Source organism: Chryseobacterium sp. HNCC26DJ241, assembly GCF_057180505.1.
Genome location: NZ_JBXUGL010000005.1, coordinates 1 through 12,529 on the forward strand (window position 1 = coordinate 1; position 12,529 = coordinate 12,529).

Here is a 12,529-nt window from a genome sequence, read left to right on the forward strand (position 1 = left end):
GGAAGTTTAGAAATAATTTCCTCTACAATTTCTTCTGGAGTTTTATTATCTGTGTCGATAATGATTTTTGCTTGATTATAAAAAACGTTTCTTTCAAAGAGATGTTTTGCTACAAATTCAGGAAGTTGGTCATTTTCAATATGAGCAATGAGTGGTCTTTTTGCCTTTTGTCTAAGAAGCCTTTCCGTCAGTGTCATAACAGAGGCTCTTAGAAATATGCTTATAGAATTTTCGTTGATTAGTTGGATATTATCATAATAAACAGGAGTGCCACCACCTACACTGATTACAGTTGATTTTTCATTTTTCAAAATCTCTTCCAGCAAGTCTTTTTCTTGCTTTCTAAAGTAGATTTCTCCTTTTTTTTGGAAAATTTCTGTGATACTTAGCTGATGTTTATCAGTTATTGCTTTATCCAGATCAATTAATTTAAAATCGAGCTCTTTGCTTAAAATTTTGGAAATGTGGGATTTACCACTTCCCATGTATCCAATAAGAGAAATAAGCATGTTTATTTTTTTTTACAAATTTCTAAAAAAATTTTGAGAATTTAAAAAAAGCCTTATCTTTGCACCACTTTAAAACAAAGCATAATTGTTTTGGAGACCTGGTAGCTCAGCTGGTAGAGCAATACACTTTTAATGTATGGGTCCTGGGTTCGAATCCCAGCCAGGTCACATAAAGAAAAATCCGTAAATCTTTACGGTTTTTTTTTGCCTGCGTGGTGAAATTGGTAGACACGCCATCTTGAGGGGGTGGTTTCCTAAGGATGTGCTGGTTCGAGTCCAGTCGCAGGCACGATAAAATATATTTTAATTATTAATTTTTAATTACTAATTAGAAGACCTGGTAGCTCAGCTGGTAGAGCAATACACTTTTAATGTATGGGTCCTGGGTTCGAATCCCAGCCAGGTCACTTTCAAAAAATTTTTCATATTAATATTTTGTGATTTGGTGTTCGAAGATTTTCTTTTAAAGGAAATCTTCGATTTTTTTTTAGGAAAAAGCTAAAAAAAGACTGTCTCACCTTGGAAACAGTCTATAGTTTTTGGAATTTCTTTATTAGTCTAGATGTATATTATCAATAAGACGCACTTCATTTACAAAAACAGCTATGAATGCGCAATAGTTCTGATCTTTGTAAAAGAAATCGGTTTCTTTTAGATCCTTTTCGTTGGCAATAATAAAATATTCAAGTTCCATATCTTTTAGATCTTTGAAAATTTCATTCACCCTTTTATTAATTTCAGGAATTGTAATAATTCTAAACCAATCGTTTACTTTATTTAAAGTTTCATGGATTATTTTTGCCGCCTTTCGTTGGTCTTTTGAAAGTCTTTCATTTCTGGAGCTCATTGCAAGCCCGTTTTCTTCACGATAAATGGCAACTCCGTGTATTTTTATTGGAAGACGAAGTTTTTCTACCATTTTTTTGATAATAGCCAACTGCTGAAAATCTTTTTCTCCGAAATAAGCATTGTCTGGTTTTACTTGTCGGAATAATTCTTCTACTACAGTTCCAACTCCATTAAAATGTCCCGGACGAAATTTTCCTTCCATTTCGTTTTCCAAACCATCAAAATCATATTCTTTACTTTTTAATCCATCCGGATAAATATCGGAAACCTTTGGAATATATACAGCATCTACAAGTCCTGACTTTTCAAGAATTTTAAGATCTGTTTCCACATCGCGCGGATATTTTTCAAAATCCTGACTGTTGTTGAACTGGGTAGGATTTACAAATATGGAAGAAATGACCAAATCATTTTCTTTTCGGGCATTTTCGTAAAGAGAAATATGTCCCTGATGAAGAGCACCCATTGTTGGAGCAAATCCGATTTTTTTACCCATTTCCTTATTTCTTTCAATGTAATCCTGCAGAGGTTTTTTACTTCTGAATACTTCCATAAACTAAAACATTATCTGATGACGTAAAAGTATAAAAAATCCTTTCAGATTTTAAAAGTGAATCGAAAATAATTTTTGAATCTATGCTGTAACTCATAAAAATTGTTAATTGGAAAATAATATTGTAAATTTTTGTAATTTTGCAATCCTAAAGCGTTTGCATATTAAGATGTAAACATAGAAGAAAAATACAATCTATGCCGAATCAGAAGATTTTATACATCACCACCGAGATGTTTCCGTATCAGGAAGAAAGTAATATGGCGAAAATGGTGAATAAAATGGCTCTAAAAATGCATCAGGAAGGTAACGATGTGAGAGTTTTTATGCCGAAGTTTGGACAAATCAGTGAAAGAAAGTTCCAGCTTCATGAAGTAATACGCCTTTCCGGAATGAATATTATTATTAATGATCTGGATCAGCCATTAATTATTAAAGTAGCTTCTCTTCCGGGCGAAAGACTTCAGGTCTATTTTATTGATAACGAAGAATATTTTAAAAGAAAGCAATATTATAGAGATGAAGAAGGAAACCTTTTTGAAGATAATGCTGAAAGAGCTGTATTTTTTGCAAGAGGTGTTTTGGAAACAATCAAAAAATTGAACTGGGTTCCGGATATTATTCACCTTAATGGATGGATGTCTTCTTTTATCCCGGTCTATCTAAAAAAATTCTATAAAAACGATTATTATTTTAATAATACAAAACTTGTATTATCGGTATACAATGAAGAAGATGCACAACTTGATGAAAAAATTGCGGAAATTCTAAAGTTTGATAATATTGAGGATATTCAGGCGTTAAGTAATCCGGGATTTAGAAGTTTTGTCTCAGAAAGCATGGATCTGGTAGATGCTATTGTGAAAGGCGATGAGTTTTTGGAAAAAGAGTTGGATGAATCGTATAAAAATGCAGATGTTCCAAAATTTGAATATAAAGATGCAGATTCTATCGGGCAAGTGTATAATACAATAGAACAATTAAATTAATGATAAAAAATATTAAAAATTTCTTCAATATTACTTCTGCCCTTGTTTTAGGTAGTATTATGTTGTTGAACTGTGAACCGGATGCAGATACTCTCGGTTCTCAATTTTTTACGGGTGCTGAAGGTGTAGATGCATCATATCCACTTATTGCTTATAATTTTGATAATCACGATTCCATTCGCTCAGATGCGGCTAGATTGGACAGTGTAGTTTTAGGAGCTTTTACTGAACCACGGTTCGGGATGCAAAAGGCAGATTATGTTACTCAGGTTCGTCTTTCTGCTTATGATCCGGATTTTGGGGATAATCCTGTTTTGGATTCTGCTGTAATGGTAATAAAGCCATCTTATTATACAGCTGCGGATTCTATTACTACAACTACTACAGAAGATTATACTTATAATGATGCATCCAATACAAATGTGGCTGCTAAAAAAGTAGTAACTAACTATAAAGTTAAGAAATATGGGAAAGCCAAGATAGGTGGAAACGCTACGGTTTTCAATATTAAAGTAAATGAAGTAAATGACTTTCTTGGTGCAGCTACTGATAAAGTATTATCAAATAAAACTGTGACAGTTGGAAATGTAATCGGATCCAAACAATTTAAAGGAAGTATTACCTCGGTTAAAATTACAAAAGATTCTGATGGTTCTGAACTTTATAATAGAGATGCTAATTTGAGAATCCCATTAGATTCTACTTTCTTTCAAAATAAGATCATAAAAAAAGAAGATGCTCCGGAATTGGCAGATGCGGCATCTTTTATCAGATATTTTAAAGGTTTGAAAATTTCTGTTCAGGAAAATGATGGATATTTGTTTAAATATACTCCTAATTCTGTAGAAATTAATTTGTATTACAAACAAGATAAAGTAGAAGGTACAACTACAACCCGTGTTTCAAAGGTTTATGCCTTGAGTTTGGGATCTTCTAACACGCACTTTTCTCAATTTACTTATGACAGACCAGCATCATTTTTACCTACTAATGATGTCGTAAATGGAGATGATAAATTATTCCTGCAAGGAATGGGTGGTCCAGGTGCAGGTTTTAGAATTCCGGCTACTACAATTGCTTCTTTGAAAAGTAAATTCCAAAATGATAAAATCGGAATTATTTCTGGAAAAATCAGAATTTATACTGACGAAAATCCTTTGAATACTACTTATGCTAAACCTAATTACTTTGTAGTTCGACAAAAAGATTTATATACTTTCCTTACGGATATGTCGACTTTGGCTAGTTCCGGTTTGTATAATTTGATAAAGTCATATAATTTGAGCAGCAATCAAACATATTACGATATAGGGATTACCCAGACATTGAAAAATATTATTGAAAAAAATGAAGAAAACAAAGATATTATTATCAATGTAGGGAATTATACCTATGATAATGCAGGTAATCTATTGGGAGGTTATTTCCCTAATATTGCCCAAAATTATAATACAAGATCTTATACGCCGAATAGAGCAGTATTTTTAGGCACAATTACTAATACTGGAGATCCTTTATATAGTAAAGGAGCAAAACTTTTAATTACATACGGACAAAAATAAAATAACAAATACAGAATATAAATATGTGTGGAATAGTTGGTTACACAGGTTTTCAGGATGCTTATGAAGTGGTAATTAATGGATTGAGAAGGTTAGAATATAGAGGATATGACAGTGCAGGAATTGTACTGGATAAAGAAAATAGTGATTTTAAAGTTGCCAAAACAAAAGGTAAAGTAGATGATTTAGTCGCTATTTCCAAAGATATGAAAGGAACAGCTCATGTCGGAATGGGGCATACAAGATGGGCTACACATGGAGTTCCGAGTGACAGAAATTCGCACCCGCATATCTCCAATAATGGAAAGATAGCATTGGTACATAATGGTATTATCGAAAATTACGACACCATTAAAATCATGCTTACAGAAAAAGGGTATACTTTCAAATCTGAAACGGATACTGAAATTCTCGTAAATCTTATTGAATATTTTATGGATGTTAATCAGGAAACTGATTTCCCATCTGCTGTAAGATATGCATTGAATGAAGTATATGGAGCTTACGCTATTACTGTGATGCATGATGATTTCCCGGGAGTTTTGGTTGTTGGGAGATTAGGCTCTCCTTTAGCAATAGGTTTGGGCGATAAAGAATATTTTATTGCTTCAGATGCTTCTCCTTTTGTAGAATTTACAAAAGAAGCTGTTTATCTGGAAGAAGGACACATGGCTACGATCTCTTTAGAAAATGGTGTAGATATCCGAACGATTAAAGATAATGAAAAGATAGTCCCTGAAGTTCAGGAATTGAAATTTAGCTTGGAGCAAATTGAAAAAGGAGGCTATGAGCATTTCATGTTAAAAGAAATTTTTGAGCAGTCAAAATCTATTCATGACACATTGAGAGGAAGATTATTAGTAGATGAAGGTATTATTAAAATGGCCGGAATCTGGGATCACCTTGAAAAAATAAATAATGCTAAAAGGATTATCATAATTGCATGTGGAACTTCTTGGCACGCAGGTTTGATAGGAGAGTACCTTATTGAAGAATTTGCAAGAATTCCGGTGGAGGTAGAATATGCTTCGGAATTCCGATACAGAAATCCAATTATTACAGACAAAGATGTAGTGATTGCTATTTCACAATCTGGAGAAACAGCAGATACAATGGCGGCTCTAAAATTAGCCAAAGAAAAAGGAGCATTCATTTACGGAATTTGTAATGTTGTAGATTCTTCAATTGCAAGAATTACAGATGCAGGTTCTTATACACATGCCGGTCCTGAAATCGGAGTAGCTTCTACAAAAGCATTCACAGCACAGCTTACAATTTTATCTCTTATAGCACTTAAATTAGGAAAGCATAATGGAAATTTGAGTAATCAAGAGTTTATGAGATTGATTACAGAATTAGATAATATTCCTAAAAAGGTAGAAGAAGTTCTAAATGCAACGCATGAAATCACCAAAGAAATTGCAAAAGATTTTATAAATGCTCAGAATTTCCTTTATTTAGGAAGAGGCTATAATTTTCCTGCAGCATTAGAAGGTGCATTAAAGCTTAAAGAGATTTCATATATCCACGCAGAAGGATATCCTGCAGCAGAAATGAAGCATGGTCCAATTGCTTTAATTGATGAGAATATGCCAATTGTTATTATTGCTCCTAAACAAGGACATTATGACAAAATTGTGAGTAATGTTCAGGAGATCAAAGCCAGAAAAGGAAAAGTAATAGCAGTAGTTAATAAAGGAGATGAGCAGGTAGCTTCTATGGCAGATTATGTGATTGAGTTTCCTGAAACATCAGAATGCTTTTCACCAATATTAGCTTCTATTCCATTACAATTGTTAGCATATTACATTGCAGTATATAGAGGAGCCAATGTAGATCAGCCGAGAAACTTAGCAAAATCAGTTACTGTGGAATAATTTTTCTGCTAAAACAAAATAATTTAAAAAAAAATACGTTTTGCAAAAAAAATGACATTTGTTCATTGAAAAAATTATATATTTACCGCTTAATTTCAAAAATCAGCATGAAAAGGATATTTCTTGTAGTATTATCAGCCGCTTTTTTAGTATCATGTTCCAAAGGTGGAAAGTCCGGATCTGGAAAACCGGGCTCTAAAGGAGAGCTAATTCCCAGAAAAAAATCAAAGTCTTTTGTAGCCGAAAGACCTTACGGTATGGTTGCAATTCCGGCAGGATCATTTGTTATGGGGATGGCAGACACAGACTTTACCAATACCCCGGAAAAAGCAAATCTTAAAACTGTTACTGTTTCTTCATTTTTTATGGATGAAAGTGAAACTACTAATGCTGAGTATCGCTTATTTGTAGAATATGTAAGAGACTCCATAGCTAGATCTCTTTTAGCTGAAGCAGCAGGAGATGGAGGTTCTGATGGAAATGGGACTGGAATTGGTGACTACGCTTATGCTTCTAAAAAAGCTGGAGAAGAGAAAAATGCTTACCAGGAATTTATGGAGAGCAAAGGAGGAAGAGATGGTTATGACCCCTCTAAGAAATTGGATTGGAGTGTTCCTTTGAAATGGAAAACTTCTGATTATCCTGATGTTCAGTATGCAGAAATTTTAGAATCCATGTATTTGCCTTCTGATCAAAGAATTAATAATGAAAGAGTTATAGATTCACGTAAGCTATTATATTCTTATCAATGGGAAGATGTAGAAACTGCCGTTAAAGATAAATCAAGAGGTACAAACTATCTGAAAAAAGAAAGTATTGCTGTATATCCGGATACTACGGTTTGGGTTAAAGATTTTAATTATGCATATAACGAGCCTCTTTACGATGGATATTTCTGGCATAGCGCTTATAATAATTATCCTGTTGTAGGAGTTACTTGGGATCAGGCAAGAGCATATTGTAATTTTAGATCAAAACTAAAATCTGATTATAATGAATCTCTGAAAAAGAAAAAGCAAAAACCAATGGCTTTCCGTCTACCAACAGAAGCTGAATGGGAATATGCGGCAAGAGGTGGTAAAGAAAATGCAACTTATCCATGGGGCGGACCTTATTTACAAGATGACAGAGGTTGCTATCTCGCAAACTTTAAGCCTAAAAGAGGAAATTATATAGAAGATGATAAAAAAGGAACGTATACCTACACATCTCCTATAAGATCTTTCCCTAAAAATGGATATGGTTTATATGATATGGCTGGAAATGTAGCAGAATGGACAGAATCTCCATACAATAATTCAACTTATGAGTTTTCTTCTACACTTAATCCATATCTTTCAAATCAAGCATATAGAGATCCTAAGAAAAGTGTAAGAGGTGGTTCTTGGAAAGATGTAGGATATCTTTTAATGACGGGTTACAGAGATTACGAAATGAAAGATTCTGCAAGAAGCTATATCGGTTTCAGAACTGTACAGGATATTCCTGAAGGATCTGCAAAATTAAAAAGAAGAACAAAATAAAAAAGACTATATAAAATAATTATTAACGATTTAAAAAATTTAAAACATGTTTAAAACTAAAGAGGCGTGGATGAATTTCGCGTATTCCTTCGGAGCAGCTATTGTAATTCTTGGTGCACTTTTCAAACTTACACACTGGCATTTCGGATTCATTACTGGTAACGTTGCACTTGCAGCAGGTCTTATCACAGAAGCAATTATTTTCTTAATTTTTGCCTTCGATCCACCAAAAACCGAGGAATCTTATGCTTGGGAAAATGTTTACCCTGAGCTTTTAGACAAAGATGCTAAACCAAATCCAAGACATTCTACTAGTATGCAAATTGCTGAAGTGAAAGAAGTGGAAAGCTCTTTATCAGATAAATTAGATAAAATGTTAGAAGATGCAAAACTTGATGTAGGTTTATTTGAAAGACTTAGAACAGGAATTGATAAATTTTCAAACTCAGTAGATCAGATCAATCAAACAGTAGATGTTTCTGCAACTACCCATAAATATAATGAGCAATTGAATAAAGCTGCTCAGCAAATGGAAAACATCAATGCATTGTATGCTTTACAGTTAGAGCATGGAAAAGCTCAATCTGAATATAGCAAAAAATATGTAGAAGATCTTCAAAAATCTGCATCTCAGTCAGAAAAATTCAATGAGGAACTTCTAGGTTTAACTTCTAACCTCAATAATCTTAATAGAGTTTACGGCGGTATGTTGAACGCGATGAAGTCTTAATTTCCGGACATTTTAAATATTTATAATTATTAAAAAAATTTATTAGAATGGCACAAGGAAAACAGACACCACGTCAGAAGATGATCAACCTGATGTATCTCGTCTTCATTGCAATGCTTGCAATGCAGATCGACCAGGAGATCATCCGTTCATATAACGATACCAATCAGTCTCTTACAGATACCAGACAATTGGTAGAATTTAAAAATGACAAAATTTTTGAAAGAACTTTACAGGCTAAAGCTCAATCTTCTCCAGATACTTATGCAACACCATTGCAAAATTATGGAGTTTTGAAGCAAAAAACGAATGACTTAATTAGCTTTATTGAAGGAATCAAAGGCAACCTTAAAAAAGGTGCAGAATACGATGATAAATTAAATGTAGAAGATAATTTTGCAGCATTAAACAATACTGAACCTTCTTCATCTACATTCTTTAATGATTCTAATGAAAACTCTCCATCTAAAACTTCGTTAGACCTGAAAAAGAAAGTTGAAGATTTGAGAAAATATATTGCAGATACATTCGGACCTCAACCTGAAATGAAAGACGTTGTTAAAAGAGCAAATGCAACATTAGTTACAGATTTTCCAAAAGGTGAAAAAAGAAATAATAAAGACTGGCTTCAGTATAAATTTTACGGTCAGCCTCTTATTGCGGCTTTGTCTAACCTTGAGGTAATAGAATCAAGTGCAAGAAACGTACAATCCGATGCATTGGTAATGATGCTTCAGGAAAAAGTGGATGCAGATATTAAATTTAACGCGTTTGAAGCTATTGTTTCTGCTCCAACTGTTACACTTCAAGGAGAACCAGCATTAGCTAAAGTTGTAATTGGTACGTATGCAAGTACAATTCCTGGATTATCTATTTCTGGAGTTGATAAAGTTGAAAATGGAATGGGATATAAAACGCTTAATACTTCTGGTATTGGTGCACAAACATTTAGTGGTAATATTACATTTAGCGATGCTAATGGTAAACCAATTAGTTTACCGTTTACTCACACCTATAATGTAATTGCCGGTAAAGAAACGGTTGCATTTGAAAGTGGGGCTCTTCTTTCTGCAGATAAGATGCAGGTTTTATATAGAGGATTACCAAACCCAATTTCCGGATCTATTTTAGGTGCTGATAATACACAAACATCACTTTCTGCTTCAGGTGCATCAGTTTCCAAAGCAGGAAATGGTAAATGGACGGTAACTCCTGGAGCTGGAGCAACTTCTACTCTTACTATTTCAGGAAAAGGACCTAAAGGTCAGGCGATATCTCAAGCGTTTACATTCAGAATCAAAAATGTACCACCACCAGTTGGACAAATTAGAGGAGAATCTGTTGTAAGTATGCCTGCTTCTTCTGTTCCTAATCAAACTGTAACAGTTGCAATGCCTGATTTCGACTTCCCGGTATCATTTACAGTTAATAGCTTTATGTTTAAAGTTCCAGGTAGAGCAGCAATGGTTGTAAATGGAAGTTCTATGAGTTCTGTAGCTCCATTGATGAAGAATGTAAGAAGTGGAGATATTGTATCTGTATACAATATTAGTGCAACGGCAACCGGTCTTGGAAATCAAGTTTTAAAAAGAATACCACCGATTGTAATAAACGTTCAATAATTACGTTATAATCATATTTAAGTTTCTATAAAGATGAAAAAGATATTAATTCTGTTTTTGGCTTTAAGTTTTTTAGGAGCTAATGCTCAAACTAAAAAGAAAAAATCTAGAAAGAAAAAAGCAAAGACGACAAAAACTGTTAATGCAGCAGCTGAAAATACAGATGCTAATGCCGCTAATACGACAAATGTAGACGCTCTGGTTGATGCATATGCAAAACCTGCTGTTGAGGAAGATCCAGGTGAACCTATTAATTCTCTATCTATTTTGAATGCAAAATCGCCTTCATCTTTTAGAAAATATAGAGATATGAACGTAATCAAAAAAGGAGATTCTTTGGTTTCTGTTAAAACAAAACCATTAGATTATGGATTCATTAATGATAAAGATATTTTGAAGAGTATTGTAGTTTGGGAAATTATTGATTTGAATGATAAAATCAATCAGCCTATTTATCATAATGAGGATGGTTTGGTTTCCCAAAATAAATCTCTATATCAGACTCTTTTTGATGCAATTATGGATGGAAGAATTAAGGAGGTTTATGATGATGAATTATTCCAAATTAAAATTGCTCCAGATCAAATATCAAAAAGAATTGTTTATGAAACCATGAACAATGCGGGAGTTGATAAAAGAAATGAATTAGGTAGAGAATTGACTCCGGATGAAGCAAAAGAGTATATTGATCGATATGAGGTAAAGACTGAAAATGTAAAACTCATCAAAGTGAAAGGTCTTTGGTATATTGATAGGAGAGATGGACAAATGAAGTACAGACTTTTAGGAATTGCTGCAATGGGTAAAGATCCTACAACAATGGGACAAGTTGGACCTGATGGACAACCTCTATTCACAGATGATGCTATGATTGATCTTTTCTGGGTTTGGTATCCTAGTGCAAGAGAAGTATTAGCAAATACTGTGGTTTTCAACAGCAAAAACCTAGCTTCTGATATTACATTTGATGATATTCTTAATGCAAGAAGATTTTCATCCATCATTTATAAATCTGATAATGGTTTGGGTAATGGTGTTATTAAGGATTATATTCCTAGTGACGCAGATGCGCAGCTTGAAGAGAGTGATCGTATCAAGAATCAAATTCTTCAGATGGAAAATGATATGTGGAACTATTAAAAATTATTTTGATAATATCCTAAATCCTGAGTATTTTTACTCAGGATTTTTTTATGAAACATATAGATTACATTATTGTAGGTGATGGCTATGCAGGATATTTTTTTGCTCATCAACTTATCAAGAACCGAAAAACTTTTCTTCTATTTTCCGGAACATCAAGATCAGCTTCTCGTGTTTCGGCGGGGATTATCAATCCGGTTGTTCTAAAGAAGTTTACTACTTTTTGGCTTGCTCAGGAGCAGCTTGATTTTTTGAAAAAAACTCTTTCTGAGATTGAGGTGTATACACACAGAAATTATTTGATTTCTGAGACTGTTCATAGGGTTTTCCATGATGAGAATGAAAAAAAATTGTGGTTGAAGAAATCTTACGATGAAAAATTGTCTCCATTTTTGAGTGACGAATTTCAATCATTTTCTACTATTAATAATCCATTTGGTACAGGAGAAGTAAAGCAATCGGCGAGATTGGATGTGCAGAATTTTTTTAAGGATTTTGAATTTTTTCTAAATGAAAATGGCTTATTAATTAAGGAAGATTTTAATTATGAATTTTTGCAACCATTAGAGAATGTCTATAAAGATATACATTTTGAAAAAGTGGTATTTTGTGAAGGAATAAATGTAATACAGAATCCATTTTTTTCGGATATTCAGTTGAGTCCAAATAAAGGTCATCATTTAAAATTAAAACTCTCAGAAAAATTAGAAAATAATGTTACTTTTAAAAAGAAACATTTTCTTTTTCCGCTTGACGATGAAACTTATTATTATGGAGGAACTTATGATCGTGAAAAAACAGATAATGGTATAGATGAATCTGCTGTAGAACAATTGCTGAATGGTTTGTCCGAAATATACTCACCATCATTTGAAGTAGCTTCTATTGAATATGGTTTCCGCCCTACAGTGAAAGATAGAAGACCAATTTTAGGAGAACATTCTCAATTTAAAAATTTGTATGTATTTAATGGTTTGGGAGCAAGAGGGATTTTAAATGGTTGTTACTTTTCTAAAGAACTTTTTGATCTTATTGAATATGGAAAATCTTTATCACCGGAAGTAGATATTAGAAGATTTAATTAGATAATTCCAATGATAAAGTTTATTTTTGTCTGGTATTTTTTTTCATTTTTAAATATTAGAAAAAATATGAAAGTTTAGTGTATATTT

10 protein-coding genes and 3 tRNA genes are annotated in these 12,529 nt (G+C 33.1%); 11 read left to right on the plus strand and 2 right to left on the minus strand.

The window, feature by feature from the left end:
* On the minus strand, nt 1–509 hold a 509-nt coding region (locus AC2A1C_RS04615; RefSeq protein ID WP_484023879.1), incomplete at its 3' end, for a shikimate kinase.
* 95 nt (nt 510–604) lie between these two features.
* On the opposite strand from AC2A1C_RS04615, the gene AC2A1C_RS04620 reads away from it, so the two are divergent.
* The 3 genes from AC2A1C_RS04620 (at nt 605) to AC2A1C_RS04630 (ending at nt 916) form a co-directional block, all read left to right on the plus strand.
* Nucleotides 605–677: transfer RNA gene (locus AC2A1C_RS04620), tRNA-Lys, on the plus strand.
* Between the two features lie 38 nt (nt 678–715).
* Nucleotides 716–798, plus strand: a tRNA-Leu gene (locus tag AC2A1C_RS04625).
* Between the two features lie 45 nt (nt 799–843).
* Nucleotides 844–916: transfer RNA gene (locus tag AC2A1C_RS04630), tRNA-Lys, on the plus strand.
* Nucleotides 917–1,062: 146 nt separating this feature from the next.
* On the opposite strand, the gene panC is transcribed toward AC2A1C_RS04630, so the two are convergent.
* A complete protein-coding gene (gene panC / locus AC2A1C_RS04635; protein ID WP_484023881.1) occupies nt 1,063–1,911 on the minus strand; it encodes a pantoate--beta-alanine ligase in 849 nt (282 codons plus the stop codon).
* Nucleotides 1,912–2,108: 197 nt separating this feature from the next.
* Here panC and AC2A1C_RS04640 point away from each other — a divergent pair, with 197 nt between their 5' ends.
* The 8 genes from AC2A1C_RS04640 to AC2A1C_RS04675 all read left to right on the plus strand — a co-directional run bounded on the left by AC2A1C_RS04640 (nt 2,109) and on the right by AC2A1C_RS04675 (nt 12,442).
* On the plus strand, nt 2,109–2,900 hold the full coding sequence (locus tag AC2A1C_RS04640; protein WP_484023883.1) for a glycogen/starch synthase: 792 nt from the start codon (nt 2,109–2,111) through the stop codon (nt 2,898–2,900).
* Nucleotides 2,900–4,462 (plus strand): DUF4270 family protein, encoded by a 1,563-nt coding sequence (locus AC2A1C_RS04645; protein ID WP_484023885.1) that lies wholly within the window; start codon nt 2,900–2,902, stop codon nt 4,460–4,462. The genes AC2A1C_RS04640 and AC2A1C_RS04645 overlap by 1 nt, the downstream gene beginning before the upstream one ends.
* 23 nt (nt 4,463–4,485) lie before the next feature.
* Nucleotides 4,486–6,339, plus strand: a complete 1,854-nt coding sequence (gene glmS / locus AC2A1C_RS04650) for a glutamine--fructose-6-phosphate transaminase (isomerizing) (protein ID WP_484023887.1) — start codon at nt 4,486–4,488, stop codon at nt 6,337–6,339.
* A 107-nt stretch (nt 6,340–6,446) separates the two neighbouring features.
* On the plus strand, nt 6,447–7,862 hold the full coding sequence (gene porK, locus AC2A1C_RS04655) for a T9SS ring complex lipoprotein PorK/GldK (protein ID WP_484023889.1): 1,416 nt from the start codon (nt 6,447–6,449) through the stop codon (nt 7,860–7,862).
* Nucleotides 7,863–7,908: 46 nt separating this feature from the next.
* A complete protein-coding gene (gene porL / locus AC2A1C_RS04660) occupies nt 7,909–8,592 on the plus strand; it encodes a type IX secretion system motor protein PorL/GldL (protein WP_484023891.1) in 684 nt (227 codons plus the stop codon).
* A 47-nt stretch (nt 8,593–8,639) separates the two neighbouring features.
* On the plus strand, nt 8,640–10,214 hold the full coding sequence (gene porM, locus AC2A1C_RS04665; RefSeq protein WP_484023893.1) for a type IX secretion system motor protein PorM/GldM: 1,575 nt from the start codon (nt 8,640–8,642) through the stop codon (nt 10,212–10,214).
* A 33-nt stretch (nt 10,215–10,247) separates the two neighbouring features.
* A complete protein-coding gene (gene porN / locus AC2A1C_RS04670) occupies nt 10,248–11,354 on the plus strand; it encodes a type IX secretion system ring subunit PorN/GldN (RefSeq protein WP_484023894.1) in 1,107 nt (368 codons plus the stop codon).
* A gap of 53 nt (nt 11,355–11,407) precedes the next feature.
* Nucleotides 11,408–12,442, plus strand: coding sequence for an NAD(P)/FAD-dependent oxidoreductase (locus AC2A1C_RS04675; protein WP_484023896.1), 1,035 nt, complete (start codon nt 11,408–11,410; stop codon nt 12,440–12,442).
* The last annotated feature ends 87 nt before the right edge of the window (nt 12,443–12,529 follow it).

Coding starts and splice junctions, on each gene's coding strand:
- porM (WP_484023893.1), top strand. CDS start 8,640: ATGGCACAAGGAAAACAGACACCACGTCAGAAGATGATCAACCTGATG.
- AC2A1C_RS04645 (WP_484023885.1), top strand. CDS start 2,900: ATGATAAAAAATATTAAAAATTTCTTCAATATTACTTCTGCCCTTGTT.
- glmS (WP_484023887.1), top strand. CDS start 4,486: ATGTGTGGAATAGTTGGTTACACAGGTTTTCAGGATGCTTATGAAGTG.
- porL (WP_484023891.1), top strand. CDS start 7,909: ATGTTTAAAACTAAAGAGGCGTGGATGAATTTCGCGTATTCCTTCGGA.
- panC (WP_484023881.1), bottom strand. CDS start 1,911: ATGGAAGTATTCAGAAGTAAAAAACCTCTGCAGGATTACATTGAAAGA.
- AC2A1C_RS04675 (WP_484023896.1), top strand. CDS start 11,408: ATGAAACATATAGATTACATTATTGTAGGTGATGGCTATGCAGGATAT.
- porN (WP_484023894.1), top strand. CDS start 10,248: ATGAAAAAGATATTAATTCTGTTTTTGGCTTTAAGTTTTTTAGGAGCT.
- AC2A1C_RS04640 (WP_484023883.1), top strand. CDS start 2,109: ATGCCGAATCAGAAGATTTTATACATCACCACCGAGATGTTTCCGTAT.
- porK (WP_484023889.1), top strand. CDS start 6,447: ATGAAAAGGATATTTCTTGTAGTATTATCAGCCGCTTTTTTAGTATCA.